This is a genomic window from uncultured Cedecea sp. (assembly GCF_947498825.1).
In the GTDB taxonomy this organism is placed as follows: Bacteria; Pseudomonadota; Gammaproteobacteria; order Enterobacterales; family Enterobacteriaceae; genus JGM124.
Map to the genome: position 1 here is coordinate 1 of NZ_CANMLV010000004.1, position 16,766 is coordinate 16,766.

The following is a 16,766-nucleotide window of genomic DNA, read 5'->3' on the forward strand; positions in this document are numbered from 1 at the left end:
GGGAAGTCGTACAGAGACAGAAGTTCACGAACTTCCATTTCTACCAGTTCCAGCAGCTCTTCGTCATCAACCATGTCGCATTTGTTCAGGAACACGATGATGTAAGGAACGCCTACCTGACGACCCAGCAGGATGTGCTCACGAGTCTGTGGCATTGGGCCATCAGTCGCAGCAACAACCAGGATAGCGCCGTCCATCTGAGCAGCACCGGTGATCATGTTTTTAACGTAGTCGGCGTGCCCTGGGCAGTCAACGTGCGCATAGTGACGAGTCGGGGTGTCATACTCAACGTGAGAAGTGTTGATGGTGATACCACGCGCTTTTTCTTCTGGTGCGTTATCGATCTGGTCGAATGCACGAGCAGCACCGCCGTAGGTTTTAGCCAGTACGGTAGTGATTGCAGCGGTCAGAGTAGTTTTACCATGGTCAACGTGGCCGATAGTACCGACGTTAACGTGGGGCTTTTTACGTTCAAATTTTTCTTTAGACACGGCTATATTCCTTACTATTGCGCTCTCCCCTCATGGAGAGAGCACGGGATAATTGTTTTTAAAACCCGGACTTATTTGCCGCGAGCTTCGATTACGGCCTGGGCAACGTTGCTCGGCGCATCATCATACTTCAGGAATTCCATGGAGTAAGATGCACGGCCTTTGGTCAGTGAACGCAGCTGAGTTGCATATCCGAACATTTCAGACAATGGAACTTCAGCATGAATCACAACACCAGTAACGTTGGATTCTTGACCACGCAGCATACCACGACGACGGCTAAGGTCACCGATTACGTCACCGGTATTCTCTTCAGGCGTTTCAACTTCAACCTTCATGATAGGCTCAAGAAGAACAGGTTTTGCTTTCTTAAAGCCATCTTTAAAGGCGATAGAAGCAGCCAGTTTAAACGCCAGTTCTGAGGAGTCAACGTCATGGTATGAACCAAAGTGCAGACGTACGCCCAGATCAACAACAGGATAACCTGCCAGTGGACCAGACTTAAGCTGTTCCTGGATGCCTTTATCAACAGCAGGGACATATTCACTAGGAACAGTACCACCTTTGATGTCGTTGATGAACTCGTAACCTTTCGGATTCGAGCCCGGCTCCAGTGGGTACATGTCGATAACAACATGACCGTACTGACCACGACCACCAGACTGTTTAGCGTGCTTACCTTCGATATCAGTAACTTTAGCGCGAATAGCTTCACGGTAAGCAACCTGTGGTTTACCTACGTTAGCTTCTACGTTGAACTCGCGACGCATACGGTCAACGATGATATCAAGGTGCAATTCGCCCATACCAGCGATAATAGTCTGGTTAGATTCTTCGTCAGTCCATACGCGGAATGACGGGTCTTCTTTAGCCAGACGGCCCAGAGCCAGACCCATTTTTTCTTGGTCAGCTTTGGTTTTCGGTTCTACTGCGATAGAAATTACCGGCTCTGGGAATTCCATGCGCTCAAGGATGATTGGCGCATTTGGATCACACAGGGTGTCACCAGTGGTAACGTCTTTCAGACCGATCGCAGCAGCAATATCGCCTGCACGAACTTCTTTAATCTCTTCACGCTTGTTAGCGTGCATCTGTACGATACGGCCGAAGCGCTCACGTGCAGCTTTTACTGAGTTCAGTACTGTGTCACCGGAGTTAACAACACCAGAGTAAACACGGAAGAACGTCAGGTTACCCACGAATGGGTCGGTAGCAATTTTAAATGCCAGCGCTGAGAATGGCTCATTGTCAGTTGCGTGACGCTCAGCTGGAGTATCTTGACCGTCATCCAGGATACCGTTAATTGCCGGTACATCGACTGGAGATGGCAGATAATCAATAACTGCATCCAGCATTGCCTGTACGCCTTTGTTCTTAAACGCAGAACCACAGGTAACCAGAATGATTTCGTTGTTCAGTACGCGCTGACGCAGTGAAGTTTTGATTTCTTCCTCAGACAGCTCGTCGCCACCCAAGTATTTTTCCATCAGTTCTTCAGAAGCTTCAGCAGCGGCTTCGATCAGATTCTGGCGCCACTCATCAGCCAGTTCCTGCATCTCTGCTGGAATATCTTCATAAGTGAAGGTCAGACCTGCATCTTCTTCGTTCCAGTTGATAGCCTTCATTTTCACCAGGTCGATAACACCGGTGAATTGCTCTTCAGCACCAATTGCTAACTGCAATGGAACCGGGTTTGCACCCAAGCGAGTTTTGATCTGGCCAACAACTTTCAGGAAGTTCGCGCCCATACGGTCCATTTTGTTAACGAACGCAATACGCGGAACTTTATATTTGTTTGCCTGACGCCATACGGTTTCAGACTGTGGCTGAACACCACCAACTGCGCAGTAAACCATTACTGCACCGTCAAGAACACGCATAGAACGCTCAACTTCGATGGTGAAGTCAACGTGTCCAGGGGTATCGATAATGTTTACGCGGTGCGGCTCATACTGCTTAGCCATACCTGACCAGAATGCAGTAGTTGCAGCAGAAGTAATGGTGATCCCACGTTCCTGCTCCTGTTCCATCCAGTCCATGGTAGCTGCGCCATCATGAACTTCACCGAGTTTATGGTTTACACCGGTGTAGAACAGAATACGTTCGGTAGTCGTGGTTTTACCGGCGTCAATGTGTGCACTGATACCGATATTACGGTAGCGTGCAATGGGTGTTGTACGAGCCATTTGATTCCTCTTATCCTGGGACGTTCATTAGATAACCCAAAGCGGGCAACTTCTTGAAGCGCCCGCTTGGTGACTAACACTACGCCGGTTTTATTACCAACGGTAGTGTGCGAACGCCTTGTTGGCTTCGGCCATACGGTGAACGTCTTCACGTTTCTTAACTGCAGTACCTTTGTTCTCTGCAGCATCAGAAAGTTCGTTCGCCAGGCGCAAAGCCATGGATTTATCACCGCGTTTACGAGCAGCTTCTACGATCCAACGCATTGCTAATGCATTACGACGAACCGGACGGACTTCTACTGGTACCTGATAAGTTGAACCACCAACACGGCGTGATTTAACTTCGACAGTCGGGCGGACGTTGTCCAGAGCGACTTCAAAAGATTCCAGTGCGTTTTTACCAGAACGCTGAGCCAGGGTCTCCAGCGCGGTATAAACGATAGCTTCTGCAGTAGATTTTTTACCATCTACCATCAGGATATTTACAAATTTAGCCAACAACTCTGATCCGAACTTAGGATCTGGCAGAATTTTACGTTGACCAATGACGCGACGACGTGGCATGGAAATACTCCGTTGTTAATTCAGGATTGTCCAAAACTCAAAGAGTTTGTTTTGACATTAATTTAAAACGTTTGGCCTTACTTAACGGAGAACCATTAAGCCTTAGGACGTTTCACACCATATTTAGAACGAGCTTGCTTACGGTCTTTAACACCGGAGCAGTCAAGTGCACCACGAACGGTATGATAACGAACACCTGGCAAGTCTTTAACACGACCACCACGGATCAGGATCACTGAGTGCTCCTGCAGGTTGTGACCTTCACCACCGATGTAGGAAGACACTTCAAAGCCGTTAGTCAAACGCACACGGCAAACTTTACGCAGTGCTGAGTTTGGTTTCTTAGGAGTGGTAGTATATACACGAGTACATACACCACGTTTTTGCGGGCAAGCTTCCAGCGCTGGCACGTTGCTTTTAGCAACTTTGCGTGCGCGTGGTTTGCGAACCAGCTGATTAATTGTTGCCATTAAATAGCTCCTGGTTTTAGCTTTTGCTTCGTAAACACGTAATAAATCGACCTCGTATGATACGAGGACGCAGAATTTTAGAGCTGAGTTGAAAAGGTGTCAAGAAATATACAACGATATAATGCTACCAGGCGAATTGTTGCTGATGCTCAATCGTCAATTTAACGAAGTCAGTATAGCTGATGCACGGAATTTTGTCCGAAAAACGGACGGAGAGCCCACGTGCTTCGACATCGTATTGTAAGGCATAAACAGACAGCGGGGAAGCGAGCAAAGCTTCAAGTGATGCAGTATCTGTCAAACCCGCTAATACTCCATCTTCTGTCAGTAATAAGCAATCCCCGGGTTGCATATAACGTAACAGAGCAGAGATATCTGAGTTAAAGGGAGAGTAACGGAAAGTGTACAGCATCAGTACCTCAGAAAGTGAGTACCACATCATAGTGTTTGAGTTTTTCGCCTAATGCTTCAGGTTCCAGCATCTGCACATCAATCACCCAGGCGTTATTCGGTGGCAAACCGCGTTCACGCGCTGAGGCAGCACAAAGAAAACACGTCTCAATATCATAGAGTGGCAGCACACGAAATGTTGCAATATGATTTCTTGCAAGTATCAGCTCAGGTTGTTGATCGGGCTGAATCTGTAGTATGCCATCGCCGATAAAAAAAACGCCGATATCATCTGACAGGGCTGAGGTAGCCAACAATGCATCCAATCCCTCGCGTCCTGCGCTGCTGCCATGAGGCGCAGAATGAAAAACAAACGCTACGCGCTTCATTAAAACTGTACCACTCTGTCAGCCGTTAACGCCGCTTCTGCTAATGCTCCCAGTCCGGTAAGCATAAACCCGGACTGTAAATTACCGTCACTGAGCTCTTGTACCTGGGCCTGTTCAGCATCAGAGACCCCACGACGTAAAGCCGCAGCAACGCAAATATGTAAAGCGACATTATGCTGCTGGTGTAATGCCTGCCAGGCACGAACCAAATCCACTTCGTCACTCGCCGGAGAAGTTAACTGATTCGCGTTACTGACCCCTTCCCGATAGAAAAAAATACTATCAAGAGTATGGCCTTCAGCCAGTACCGCCCGGGCAAACAACAGCGCACTACTGGCCTGTTGTGTCCCATAGGCAGGTCCTGTCACCATTAACGCAAAACGCATTACTTATTATCCTGACCACTAAAATCGCCACTTTTGAACTGGCGAATATAGAGATACACCGTGTGTTTGGAAATATTCAAACGATCGGCAACCTGATTGATGGCATCTTTTATATCGAAAATACCTTTTTCATAGAGATTGAGGACAATCTGGCGATTTTTAGCGTTATTTGAAACCGAACGGTCAATATTGACCTCTTCAATCGTAAATTCAAGCGTTTGCATTACCAGGTCTTCAACAGAAGAGGCAAAGTTAACCGAAGACGGGACTTCCTGATCCTGGGTTTCTGGTGGCATGAACGTCGATATAATTTGTGAGAAAGGCACATCAAGGTTCATATTGATACACAGCAAGCCAATCACGCGCTGTTCGCGATTACGGATAGCCGTCGTTACTGACTTCATCAGAACGCCGCTTTTCGCACGCGTAAAATAGCATTTGGAAACACTGCTATCCGCTCCGGTCATATCATGCAGCATGCGCAGCGCCAAATCGGTTATCGGCGAGCCTATCTTTCTGCCAGTGTGTTCACCATTAGCAATACGAATTGCGGAACACTTTAAGTCCTGTAACGAATGCAGGACAATTTCACAATGGGGGCCAATTAGCATTGCTAATCCGTCGACCACAGCTTCATAAGATTTTAAAATATCAAAATCAGCAGCATCAAAAGGACGTTGATCCAGCAAATCAAACTCGCTGGTTTCATTGGTTAAAAGTGAATTAGACATATACCTATACCACCCTCTACAGAGAGCCTGTCGCGCTTTATTCGTGTCAGGGCAGACTCATTTTCAGTTATTGCGCAGAGTGTTAAGGTAATACAACGTAAGATATTCTTTCCAGCTTTTATTGTATTAACGGGAAATCAAGATACTGAAGTGAGAGCCGGAAAACAAAACCACCGCCCTTCGGGCGGTGATTTTGGAAGGGGATTGATTACTTCTTAGCTGGCGCGTCAGCCTTAACCTCGTCCTTCGCTTCAGCCTTTGCTTCCTCTTCTTTCGCAGCAGGTTTAACGTCCAGCAGTTCTACTTCAAATACCAGAGTAGAGTTTGGTGGAATTCCCGGGACGCCATTAGGGCCGTAAGCCAGTTCTGGTGGGATGACCAGCTTAATTTTACCGCCTTTTTTGATGTATTTCAGACCTTCAGTCCAGCCAGGGATAACCCCATCCAGACGGAAAGAAAGAGGCTCTTTACGGGTATAGGAGTTATCGAACTCTGTACCGTCAATCAGCGTTCCTTTGTAGTTAACAACAACGGTATCGCTATCTTTCAGAGCATCACCGCTACCTTCTTTTTCAACGTTATAGATCAAGCCGGTAGAAGAGGTTTTGCTACCTTTTTCTTTAGCAAAAGCATCACGGAACGCTTTGCCTTTTGCTTCACTTTCAGCAGACTCTTTTTTCATTTTTTCTTGAGCTGCGGCTTGTACGCGGCCCTCAAAAGACTGCAATGATTGTTCGATATCTTGGTCAGATAATTTGCTTTTGTTCGCAAATGCATCCTGAACGCCTGCAATCAGCTGATCTTTGTCCAGTTTGATACCTAACTTCTCTTGCTCTTGCAAAGAATTTTCCATGTAACGACCAAGCGATGCACCCAGCGCATAAGCCGCTTTCTGGTCATCATTTTTGAAAACAGATGCACTGCTCTCGGCAGCATCTTTAGCCGGCTCAGTTTGAGCGGCAAATGCTGGAACATTCAGTGCAACGGTCATTGCTGTCGCCAGAAGCGTTACTTTAAATAATGATTTCATCCATTTCTCCATAAGCGAGGAACCACTCGATAAATTAAAGTGAGCAGCATTAACTTAATTATAGTGCTATCAGGGGAATCTACACCATCTGTCAGTAAGTTATCGAGTCTAATTGAGATTCTTTTTGTTTAAATAAGTTTCCTGCTTACAGTATTTACACTGCAATATCTGACAACTTGCCGTAAAATCATCGCTCTTTGTTCGTCAGACAAGCCGTAAGGAAAACTCCAATGGACATCAAACTCACCGAACAGCGGCTCGAAGAGCTGGAAAGTCGTCTTGCTTTCCAAGAAAATACGATTGAAGAATTAAATCAAACGGTGATCGCCCATGAACTTGAAATGATTAAGTTACGTGAGCATCTGCGTTTATTAGTTGAGAAACTTAAAACCAGTCAACCATCAATGGTCGCTTCTCAGGCAGAAGAAACTCCACCTCCTCATTACTGAATGACGGACATAAAAAAAGCGTGCCAGGCACGCTTTTTTCTTACCGCGATTAGTGGCAACCACAACCACCGCTACCGCAGCCACCTTTACCATGATCGTGTCCATGGTCATGGTCATGATCGTGCCCATGACCACCACAGCAGCCATCACCATGGTCGTGGTGATGATCGTGTGCGCCATGAACGTGACCATGCGCCAGCTCTTCAGCTGTTGCTTCACGAATAGCGATAACTTCAACGTTAAAGCTCAGGTTCTGACCAGCCAGCATGTGGTTACCATCAACCACAACGTGCTCGTCTTCCACTTCGGTAATTTCTACCGGGACTGGACCCTGATCGGTTTCAGCCATAAAACGCATGCCAACCTGTAACTCATCAACACCCATAAAGACGTCTTTTGGTACACGCTGAACCAGATTTTCGTCATATTGGCCATAAGCGTCATTAGCACCAACGTTCACATCGAAACGATCGCCAATTTCATGACCTTCCAGTGCGGTTTCTAATCCGGAGATCAGAGAACCATGGCCGTGCAGATAGTCCAACGGCGCACTCACCGGAGACTCATCAACCAATACACCATCTTCTGTACGTACCTGATAGGCCAGGCTGACCACCAAGTCTTTTGCTACTTTCATGATATCTCCTGAGTGAGCATCGGAAAAAAACTGACGCCGATTGTAGCGGAAATCTCGGCTTGTGTCCCTCTGCCAAAAAATCTATCCCCAAAATAATTCGGGTTACAGGCCAACACCAGGTCAAACACCTTGATGAAAACAGACAAACGGTGTCATTTAACCAGTCTGATGTAAGTCATCTCCAGACAGATAAATTTTTAGTCAGGGTGAAAAATACCAATCACTTGCTCTTGTTCACGAACATGTCCCTGCGCCTGCTTATCCGCTTCACGCATTTGATGATGACACTTAACGCATTCGACAATATCGACATTATTTTCACGCCATAGCGCGAGTGAGTCTCTGGCCTGACAGGCAGGGCAGACTGCACCGGCAATAAAACGCTTACGTACTGGCATTGATTTCACCTTCTATTCCAGTTCGTCCCAACCATCAAGTCGGCGACGTTCACTTTGCATTTCACGTTCAAAAATCTCTTCCAGCTCACGCCGTGCCTCGCGCACTCGGGATATCTGAGCATTATCAGTATGAATAGGCATAAGTTCCCGTAACATACGCATATCCAGTCGCCGGAAATGCTGCTGAGCGCGATGAGCCTGGTGTGGGTGCATACCCAGTGTCAATAACGCTTTACGCCCTAATTCCAGCGCACTGGCGAACGTTTCTCGTGAAAACTGCGTCACGCCAGCCTGTAACAGCTCATGCGCTTCAAAACGCCCACGCGCTCGGGCAAGTATGGCCAGATGGGGAAAGTGCTGCTGGCAGAGATGAACAATTTTCATGGTATCTTCAGGATCATTACTGGTTATCACAATGGATTTCGCAGAATCAGCACCTGCCGCACGTAACAGCTCCAGTTCAGTTGCATCCCCGTAATACACTTTATATCCGTAACGGCGCATTAAACTCACTGCACTGACATCACGTTCCAGCACGGTGATACGCATTTTGTTTGCCATTAACAAACGGCCAATGACCTGACCGAAACGACCGAAGCCGACAATAATTACCTGGGGTTCATCATCTTCCACATGAGGTTTTTCTTCACTCTCCTCCCCGGTGTTATAACGCTGAAAGAGTATTTTATCGATAGCTTTCATCAGCAACGGTGTCGTCATCATCGATAATGTGACCGTAACCAGCAATAAGGGCATCTGGTCGCCCTGGAAGAGATTTTGTGCCGCCGCAACCGAGAAGAGGACAAAAGCGAATTCACCACCCTGACTCAGCACACCGGAAAACTGTAAACTTTCTGAACGTCTCAGACCATGCACTTTAGCGAGTGTATACAGCACCAGCACTTTCACGGCGACAAGCAGTAAGACACTTACCAGTACCCAGATAATATGGGTAAATAAAATACCAATATTGAGCGCCATTCCTACCGAAATAAAGAATAGTCCCAGCAGCAGTCCTTTAAAGGGATCGATAGCAATTTCAAGTTCATGACGATACTCACTTTCTGCCAAGAGAACACCCGCCAGGAATGTCCCGAGGGCCATTGAGAACCCCAGCATTTCCATAAACATCGCGGAACCGAGTACCAATAACAGCGATGCCGCCGTAAATACCTCGCGTACTCCAGAAGCCGCAATAAAGCGAAACAGTGGACGTAATAAAAAACGGCCACCGACCAGCATGGCGATAAACGCTAAAACTTTAAGTCCCAGAGTCACCCAATCTGTATGTTCTTCGCCTCGCCCAGCAAGCAGTGGCACCAAGGCCATTGCAGGAATAACGGCCAAATCCTGGAATAGCAGTACCGAGAAACCTAACTGACCCGACTCACTGCGGTTCATTCCTTTTTCACGCATCAGTTGCAGCGCCATCGCTGTAGAAGACATCGCCAGGCCGATACCACCGATAACGGCAGCCTGCCAGGAAAATTGCGCCAACATCAGCAAACCGCCAAGGATAATCGCACTGAACACAACTTGCCCAGCACCAATACCAAAAATAGAACGCCTGAGTTTCCAGAGTTTTGCAGGATTAAGTTCCAGGCCAATGATAAACATCAGAAAAACCACACCCAGTTCTGAAAAGTGTAGAATCTCATCAACATCACTGATAAACCCAAATCCCCAGGGGCCAATGACGATACCCGCCAGCAAATAACCCAGCACAGCTCCGATACCAAGACGAGAAGCGATAGGAACGGCAACAACCGCGGCAAACAGAAATAATACACCGGCTAACAGAAAGTCCGCACCTTGCATCAATGCTCTCCTACGGGTAAGGGCGTTGTCAGCCATTCGGCATAAGATTTGCCATGATTCACCAACGTCTGATGAGACTGACGCCGTGCCCAATAGAGAATCATTGGCGTCATCCAGTGCATACTGCACATTCCGGCGGTCAGTTCAAAAGGCAGCAAAATATTGTCCATTGAAAACCGATTAAGCCCATCACGCCGATAGGCACCTTCTGGTTCTCCTGTGGTGATAACGCTACGCCAGTATTTTCCTTTCAAGGCCTGAGTTCCCACTCCATTGGCAAATCCGCGATGCAGTACCCGGTCTATCCATTCTTTTAATAATGCCGGGCAGCTATAGCTATAAAGAGGATGCTGAAAAACGATGATATCGTGCTGCAGCAGTAAAGATTGCTCATGATTTATATCAATAAAGAAATCGGGATAGTGAGCATAAAGATCGTGTACGGTTACATTGGCAAGTTGATGCACTGGCTCGAGTAAAATCCGATTGGCTACAGAATCCTGAGACTCAGGATGGGCGTACAGCAGCAAAACTTTCGGCGGCTGTGGCATGATTACTCTCCAGGACGTCGTCATTGTCATTGTTTTCGGCTACCATGCAGCCGACTTGCTACTTATGCAGCATGCTAATAACTCATAATTTAACATACTCTGAACTGACGGCGCGTTATGATTGTTATCTCTTCGTTACAAATTCGTCGTGGCACTCGTGTCCTGTTGGACAATGCAACCGCCACGATTAATCCAGGACAAAAAGTGGGCCTGGTAGGCAAGAACGGCTGTGGAAAATCGACCTTGCTGGCGCTGCTGAAACATGAAATCAGCGTTGATGGCGGCAGTATGAATTATCCGGGAAACTGGCAGCTTGCCTGGGTTAATCAAGAAACACCTGCGCTGGCAACTCCTGCTATTGAGTATGTTATCGACGGCGATCGTGAATACAGACAGCTACAAAACGAATTAGAAGCAGCCAATGTACGTAACGATGGCCATGCTATTGCAGTGGTTCACGGTAAACTTGAAGCGATTGATGCCTGGACCATGCGCTCACGCGCAGCCAGTCTGCTACACGGACTGGGGTTCAGTAATGAGCAACTCGACCGTCCGGTCAGCGACTTTTCTGGTGGCTGGCGTATGCGTCTTAACCTCGCTCAAGCCCTGATTTGCCGCTCAGACCTGCTGTTGCTGGATGAGCCGACTAACCACCTCGACTTAGATGCCGTTATCTGGCTGGAGCGCTGGTTGAAGAGTTATCAGGGAACATTGATTCTGATTTCCCATGACCGGGATTTTCTTGATCCAGTGGTCGATAAAATCATTCATATTGAACAGCAAACCCTGTTCGAATATACCGGTAACTATTCGTCATTTGAGCTACAACGCTCAACGCGCCTGGCACAACAGCAGTCGCAATACGAACACCAACAGCTCAAAGTCGCACATCTCCAGAAATATATTGATCGTTTTAAAGCCCAGGCGACCAAAGCACGACAAGCGCAAAGTCGGGTTAAAATGCTCGAACGAATGGAACTGATTGCCCCTGCACTGGTTGATAATCCATTCCGCTTTAGCTTTCGGGTACCTGAAAGCCTGCCGACTCCCCTGCTCCGAATGGATAAAGTCAGCGCCGGTTACGGTGATCGCACGATTCTGAATGCTATCAAGTTAAACTTGGTTCCTGGTTCTCGCATCGGTTTACTTGGACGCAATGGTGCGGGTAAATCGACGCTGATTAAGCTACTGGCAGGTGAATTACAGCCATTGCAAGGCGAGATGAACCTGGCAAAAGGGATTAAGCTTGGGTATTTCGCTCAGCATCAGCTGGAATATCTCCGGGCCGATGAGTCTCCGTTGCAACATCTTGCCCGCCTTGCACCCCGTGAACTGGAACAGCAACTGCGTGATTATCTGGGCGGATTTGGCTTCCAGGGCGATAAAGTCAACGAACACACAGCCCGTTTTTCCGGTGGTGAAAAAGCACGTCTGGTACTTGCACTGGTCGTCTGGCAACGCCCTAATTTGTTACTGCTGGATGAACCGACCAACCACCTTGATCTTGATATGCGTCAGGCACTAACAGAAGCCTTGATGGACTTTGAGGGGGCGCTGGTTGTGGTCTCGCACGACAGACATTTGTTGCGTTCAACCACCGACGAACTCTATCTGGTGCACGACGGAAGTGTGGATGTTTTTGATGGTGATATGGAAGATTATCAACAATGGCTGAGCACGATTCAAAAGCAGGAAAATCAGCCCGCAGAGTCGTCGAAAGATAATAGCAATAGCGCACTGGCACGTAAGGATCAGAAACGCCGTGAAGCGGAACTCAGAGTGCAAACTCAGCCATTACGCAAGAAACTGAGTCAGTTAGAAAAGCAAATGGAAACCTTTACTGCCCAGCTTAATGAGGCAGAAGAAAGGTTAGCCGACAGTGATATCTACAGCCAGAGCCGTAAAGACGAGATGAATGAATGCCTGAAACAACAGGCTAAAGCAAAATCATCACTGGAAGAATGTGAAATGGACTGGCTGGATATTCAGGAACAGCTGGAACAAATGCTACAGAGCGAATAAGTGAGGTAGGGGATAAATCAGGATTTATCCCCCTCAGCCTTGTTAATGCCAGATCAGTAACACGCAGGCTGCCGTGAGCAGCCCCATGAAAATATTAAATATCATCCAGGCACGCTGACTACGCAGAAACAGTCCTATCAGGCTGCCAAAGAGGATCCAGATAATCCCGGCGACGATATTCACTATCGCAATTCCGGCACTTATCATCAAGACTGAATGTAAGTAGGCAGAACCCGCTAAACTAAAGCTCGCTACGGCGCCCAGCGCCATAATCCAAGCCTTCGGATTGATGATTTGCAGCAGCCCTCCTTGCCAAAAAGCTAGCGGTTTCGCGGCAGTTACATTAGTCTCAAGGCGTTCGTATTTTGCTGTAGCGATTTTCCAGGAAAGCCATAAAAGGTAGGCACTCCCGGCTATTTTCAAAGTAAGGTGCAGTGCGGGGTAAAGCAAAAGCAAACTGCCAACCCCAAAGGCGACCAACAGTAAAATACACTGCATGCCGAGCATAATGCCTGTCATCAATGGCAGGCTGCGGAAAAAACCAAAATTCGCTCCGGCAGCAGTAAGTAACGTATTATTAGGTCCGGGCGTAATAGCAGCAACCCAGAGAAAACCAAGCATAGAAAGAAAAAGTGTTACGTCCATGAAGCGGGTGATCCACACCCCGTTAACTCATTAGCGAATTAAATGAAACTAACAGTGTGATATGTCCAGTACAAGCTCTTTAGAATTAAACGTTCAACATGATGACGGTGATGATTTTATTCCTATGCGTGGGATGAGCAATCCCCACCTGCAAACCATGCTGCCGCGTTTGATTCGTCGACGTCTTAATTTCACCCCTCACTGGCAACGTCTGGATATGCCAGATGGTGACTTTGTCGATCTCGCCTGGAGCGAAGACCCACAAACGGCACTGCATAAGCCCCGTCTCGTCATATTTCATGGTCTTGAGGGCAGTCTGTACAGTCCTTACGCTCATGGCCTGATAGAAGCGGCTAAAAATCGTGGCTGGTTAGGTGTTGTAATGCACTTTCGTGGTTGTAGTGGTGTTCCCAACCGAAATGAGCGTATTTATCACTCCGGTGAAATCGAAGATGGCAGCTACTTTCTTTCCTGGCTCAACCAGCGATATGGTGAGGTTCCAACCGTGGCGGTTGGCTTTTCTTTAGGCGGCAATGTGTTAGCCTGCCTGATGGCCAAGCAAGGTAAGCAGTGCACTCTTAAGGCCGGCGTCGTGGTTTCAGCCCCCCTGATGCTGGAAGAGTGCTGTTATCATATGGAACAGGGTATTTCGCGTGTTTATCAACGTTACCTGCTGAATTTACTGAAAAAAAATGCTGCGCGTAAACTCAAAAGTTACCCGGGCACATTACCTATCGATGTGCGTCAGCTTAAAAGTCTGCGGCGTATTCGGGAATTTGACGATCTGATCACCTCAAAAATTCACGGTTACGCTGATGCGCTGGACTATTATCGTCAGTGCAGCGCTATGCCGATGCTGCCTGATATCAGTGTTCCTGCACTGATCATTCATGCACAAGATGATCCTTTTATGGATCATCATGTTATTCCGGATAAAAATTTACTACCGGCTAATATCCACTATCAGCTAACCCAATATGGGGGACACGTTGGGTTTGTCGGTGGCACATTGTTGCGGCCACAGATGTGGCTGGAAAAACGTATTCCGGACTGGTTAACGCGTTATTTGGATCACTAAAATGATTATTCCCTGGCAAGAGATTGCCCCTGAAACGCTCGACAGTCTGATAGAATCTTTTGTATTACGCGAAGGGACAGATTATGGTGAACAAGAGCGAACCCTGGCGCAAAAAGTCAGCGATGTGAAAACACAATTACAGAGTGGAGAAGCCGTCCTGGTATGGTCCGAACTCCACGAAACCGTCAATATCATGCCCCGCGGGCAGTTTCGCGGCTAAGATCCTCGTTCAAGACCACGGAGTTTTTATGTCAGCCAAACATCCGGTTATTGCGGTAACAGGTTCTAGCGGTGCCGGAACCAGTACCACCAGCCAGGCATTTCGTAAAATTTTCCAGCAGCTAAATTTACGCGCCGCAGAAGTCGAAGGGGATAGTTTTCATCGCTATACCCGCCCTGAAATGGATATGGCGATTCGTAAAGCTCGCGATGCAGGCAGGCATATCTCCTATTTTGGTCCTGAAGCAAATGACTTCAAACTTCTGGAACAGACCTTCATAGAGTATGGACAGTCAGGTCAGGGGAAATCACGTAAGTATCTGCATACCTATGATGAAGCCGTCCCCTGGAACCAGGTTCCCGGGACTTTCACACCCTGGCAGCCCCTGCCTGAAAACAGTGATGTGTTGTTCTATGAAGGGCTGCATGGTGGCGTCGAGACGCCCCAGCACAAAGTCGCAGATTACGTGGACTTGCTGGTCGGTGTGGTCCCCATAGTAAACCTGGAATGGATCCAAAAACTGATACGCGATACCAGTGAGCGTGGGCACTCACGTGAAGCGGTGATGGGTTCTGTAGTACGTTCTATGGATGATTATATCAACTATATCACCCCGCAGTTTTCACGTACTCATATCAACTTCCAGCGTGTTCCTACCGTTGATACCTCGAATCCTTTTGCAGCGCGCGCGATCCCCTCACTGGATGAAAGTTTTGTCGTCATCCATTTTCGTGGTCTGGAGAATATCGATTTCCCGTATTTACTTACGATGTTACAGGGATCGTTTATTTCGCATATCAATACTATTGTAGTACCAGGCGGCAAAATGGGATTGGCGATGGAGTTAATTATGACGCCGCTGGTTCAGCGACTCGCCGAGAACAGTAAGCAAGCCTGAAAATGAAGGGCGGTGCCTCCCGCCCTTCATTTGGGCTATACCTCAATAACTTCATAGCTATGCGTGATATTCGCTGCTTTTTCCAGCATCAAAGCGACCGAACAGTATTTCTCTGCTGATAACTCGACAGCACGCGAAACAGCACTTTCCTTTAGTGCATTACCAGTCACAATAAAGTGCAAATTAATATGAGTGAACAACCGCGGTGCTTCTTCCCGACGTTCGGAAGTTAGTTTCACTTCACAATGGGTCACAGAATGACGCCCTTTTTGCAAAATAGAGACCACGTCAATCGCACTGCAACCACCGGTAGCCATCAACACCATTTCCATCGGACTTGGTGCTTTATCTCCGGCATTACCATCCATTAAAATTTGATGCCCCGAAGCAGACTCACCAATAAAAGTGAGCCCCTCAACCCATTTTACACGCGCCTGCATGATGATGACTCCTGCCAGATAATATTTGCTTACCAGTCCGGTAAAAAAGGTCTGGATATGACGACACAGGTCAAGCTGAAACGAGACAATAGGAGACACTCGTTAAAAGCTATGTTACAACACTTTAGATGCTACATCGAAATAGTGATGTGAAACATGTATGCAGAGCAAAATGACTAACTACAGGCTATATAACTACTCTGCCCACGACTCATCAGAATGTAGTAAGATTCACTATTGCAACGTCAAAGACAACACAGTTGTACTTGTCCTTGGCAGCCAGTTTATAACAGAGGATAATCACGCATGGTGCTTGGCAAACCGCAAACAGACCCTACTTTAGAATGGTTCTTGTCCCATTGCCACATTCATAAATATCCGTCCAAGAGTACGCTTATCCACCAGGGTGAAAAAGCGGAGACTCTTTACTATATCGTCAAGGGCTCCGTCGCCGTTTTGATTAAGGACGAAGAAGGGAAGGAGATGATCCTCTCTTATCTGAATCAGGGTGATTTTATTGGTGAACTGGGCTTATTCGAAGAAGGCCAGGAGCGTAGTGCTTGGGTGCGGGCAAAAACGGCTTGTGAAGTTGCTGAAATTTCATATAAAAAATTTCGTCAGCTGATTCAGGTTAACCCTGATATTCTGATGAGACTCTCTTCTCAGATGGCGAGTCGTCTTCAGGTGACATCGGAAAAAGTGGGTAACCTCGCATTCCTTGATGTAACAGGGCGTATCGCACAGACTTTACTCAATCTGGCTAAACAACCTGATGCGATGACCCACCCTGACGGAATGCAAATTAAAATAACACGTCAAGAGATTGGTCAAATTGTTGGCTGCTCTCGAGAAACGGTTGGCCGTATTCTTAAAATGCTGGAAGATCAAAACTTGATCTCTGCACACGGTAAAACCATCGTAGTTTATGGTACCCGTTAATTAGTCTTGAACAGGTGTACTACTACTGTAGTAC

At 47.3% G+C, this 16,766-nt stretch carries 21 protein-coding genes; 6 read left to right on the forward strand and 15 right to left on the reverse strand.

Translation table 11 applies throughout. The features are described 5' to 3' along the window. From Q1A40_RS06285 to fkpA, 9 genes are all read right to left on the reverse strand, one after another. The coding region (locus Q1A40_RS06285) for a GTP-binding protein (RefSeq protein ID WP_299998597.1) at window positions 1–491 on the reverse strand (491 nt) is incomplete at its 3' end. 71 nt (window positions 492–562) lie between these two features. Next, window positions 563–2,677, reverse strand: coding sequence for an elongation factor G (gene fusA, locus Q1A40_RS06290; RefSeq protein ID WP_299998598.1), 2,115 nt, complete (start codon window positions 2,675–2,677; stop codon window positions 563–565). 93 nt (window positions 2,678–2,770) lie between these two features. Continuing rightward, complete coding sequence (gene rpsG, locus Q1A40_RS06295) at window positions 2,771–3,241, reverse strand: 30S ribosomal protein S7 (RefSeq protein ID WP_259051140.1); 471 nt, start codon at window positions 3,239–3,241, stop codon at window positions 2,771–2,773. A gap of 95 nt (window positions 3,242–3,336) precedes the next feature. Further along, window positions 3,337–3,711 (reverse strand): 30S ribosomal protein S12, encoded by a 375-nt coding sequence (rpsL, locus tag Q1A40_RS06300; protein WP_110275007.1) that lies wholly within the window; start codon window positions 3,709–3,711, stop codon window positions 3,337–3,339. A gap of 124 nt (window positions 3,712–3,835) precedes the next feature. Further along, a complete protein-coding gene (gene tusB, locus Q1A40_RS06305; protein ID WP_299998599.1) occupies window positions 3,836–4,123 on the reverse strand; it encodes a sulfurtransferase complex subunit TusB in 288 nt (95 codons plus the stop codon). A gap of 7 nt (window positions 4,124–4,130) precedes the next feature. Further along, window positions 4,131–4,490, reverse strand: coding sequence for a sulfurtransferase complex subunit TusC (tusC, locus tag Q1A40_RS06310; protein WP_299998600.1), 360 nt, complete (start codon window positions 4,488–4,490; stop codon window positions 4,131–4,133). Beyond that, entirely contained in the window at window positions 4,490–4,876 is a 387-nt protein-coding gene (gene tusD, locus Q1A40_RS06315; protein WP_299998601.1) for a sulfurtransferase complex subunit TusD, read from the reverse strand. The genes tusC and tusD overlap by 1 nt, the downstream gene beginning before the upstream one ends. Next, entirely contained in the window at window positions 4,876–5,607 is a 732-nt protein-coding gene (locus tag Q1A40_RS06320; protein ID WP_299998602.1) for a transcriptional regulator, read from the reverse strand. The genes tusD and Q1A40_RS06320 overlap by 1 nt, the downstream gene beginning before the upstream one ends. A gap of 208 nt (window positions 5,608–5,815) precedes the next feature. Next, entirely contained in the window at window positions 5,816–6,637 is an 822-nt protein-coding gene (fkpA, locus tag Q1A40_RS06325; RefSeq protein WP_299998603.1) for an FKBP-type peptidyl-prolyl cis-trans isomerase, read from the reverse strand. Between the two features lie 230 nt (window positions 6,638–6,867). On the opposite strand from fkpA, the gene Q1A40_RS06330 reads away from it, so the two are divergent. After that, the gene (locus Q1A40_RS06330; protein ID WP_299998604.1) at window positions 6,868–7,086 is read left to right on the forward strand and encodes a protein SlyX; all 219 of its coding nucleotides are present in this window, start codon (window positions 6,868–6,870) and stop codon (window positions 7,084–7,086) included. Window positions 7,087–7,135: 49 nt separating this feature from the next. On the opposite strand, the gene slyD is transcribed toward Q1A40_RS06330, so the two are convergent. From slyD to kefG, 4 genes are all read right to left on the reverse strand, one after another. Further along, window positions 7,136–7,723, reverse strand: coding sequence for a peptidylprolyl isomerase (slyD, locus tag Q1A40_RS06335; protein ID WP_299998605.1), 588 nt, complete (start codon window positions 7,721–7,723; stop codon window positions 7,136–7,138). Between the two features lie 197 nt (window positions 7,724–7,920). Beyond that, window positions 7,921–8,121, reverse strand: coding sequence for a YheV family putative zinc ribbon protein (locus tag Q1A40_RS06340; protein WP_299998606.1), 201 nt, complete (start codon window positions 8,119–8,121; stop codon window positions 7,921–7,923). 12 nt (window positions 8,122–8,133) lie between these two features. Then, on the reverse strand, window positions 8,134–9,939 hold the full coding sequence (gene kefB, locus Q1A40_RS06345; RefSeq protein WP_299998608.1) for a glutathione-regulated potassium-efflux system protein KefB: 1,806 nt from the start codon (window positions 9,937–9,939) through the stop codon (window positions 8,134–8,136). Beyond that, window positions 9,939–10,490: a glutathione-regulated potassium-efflux system ancillary protein KefG gene (kefG, locus tag Q1A40_RS06350; protein WP_299998609.1), complete on the reverse strand. Its 552-nt coding sequence runs from the start codon at window positions 10,488–10,490 to the stop codon at window positions 9,939–9,941. Before kefG ends, kefB begins: the two co-directional genes overlap by 1 nt. A 117-nt stretch (window positions 10,491–10,607) precedes the next feature. Between kefG and Q1A40_RS06355 the strand changes: the two genes are divergently transcribed. Then, a complete protein-coding gene (locus Q1A40_RS06355) occupies window positions 10,608–12,512 on the forward strand; it encodes an ABC transporter ATP-binding protein (protein ID WP_299998610.1) in 1,905 nt (634 codons plus the stop codon). Window positions 12,513–12,554: 42 nt separating this feature from the next. Here Q1A40_RS06355 and Q1A40_RS06360 read toward each other — a convergent pair whose 3' ends face one another. Further along, window positions 12,555–13,157, reverse strand: coding sequence for a LysE family translocator (locus Q1A40_RS06360; RefSeq protein ID WP_299998611.1), 603 nt, complete (start codon window positions 13,155–13,157; stop codon window positions 12,555–12,557). A 61-nt stretch (window positions 13,158–13,218) separates the two neighbouring features. On the opposite strand from Q1A40_RS06360, the gene Q1A40_RS06365 reads away from it, so the two are divergent. Genes Q1A40_RS06365 through Q1A40_RS06375 form a run of 3 tightly spaced genes read left to right on the forward strand, consistent with a single transcriptional unit; the run spans window position 13,219 to window position 15,353 of the window. Further along, window positions 13,219–14,235 carry a hydrolase gene (locus Q1A40_RS06365; RefSeq protein ID WP_299998612.1) on the forward strand — a complete coding sequence of 339 codons (1,017 nt, stop codon included), beginning with the start codon at window positions 13,219–13,221 and terminating at the stop codon, window positions 14,233–14,235. A 1-nt stretch (window position 14,236) separates the two neighbouring features. Further along, window positions 14,237–14,455: a YheU family protein gene (locus tag Q1A40_RS06370; protein ID WP_299998614.1), complete on the forward strand. Its 219-nt coding sequence runs from the start codon at window positions 14,237–14,239 to the stop codon at window positions 14,453–14,455. Between the two features lie 28 nt (window positions 14,456–14,483). Then, the gene (locus Q1A40_RS06375; protein WP_299998615.1) at window positions 14,484–15,353 is read left to right on the forward strand and encodes a phosphoribulokinase; all 870 of its coding nucleotides are present in this window, start codon (window positions 14,484–14,486) and stop codon (window positions 15,351–15,353) included. A gap of 35 nt (window positions 15,354–15,388) precedes the next feature. On the opposite strand, the gene Q1A40_RS06380 is transcribed toward Q1A40_RS06375, so the two are convergent. Next, window positions 15,389–15,793, reverse strand: coding sequence for an OsmC family protein (locus Q1A40_RS06380; RefSeq protein WP_299998616.1), 405 nt, complete (start codon window positions 15,791–15,793; stop codon window positions 15,389–15,391). Window positions 15,794–16,099: 306 nt separating this feature from the next. On the opposite strand from Q1A40_RS06380, the gene crp reads away from it, so the two are divergent. Beyond that, on the forward strand, window positions 16,100–16,732 hold the full coding sequence (gene crp, locus Q1A40_RS06385) for a cAMP-activated global transcriptional regulator CRP (protein WP_011412109.1): 633 nt from the start codon (window positions 16,100–16,102) through the stop codon (window positions 16,730–16,732). The last annotated feature ends 34 nt before the right edge of the window (window positions 16,733–16,766 follow it).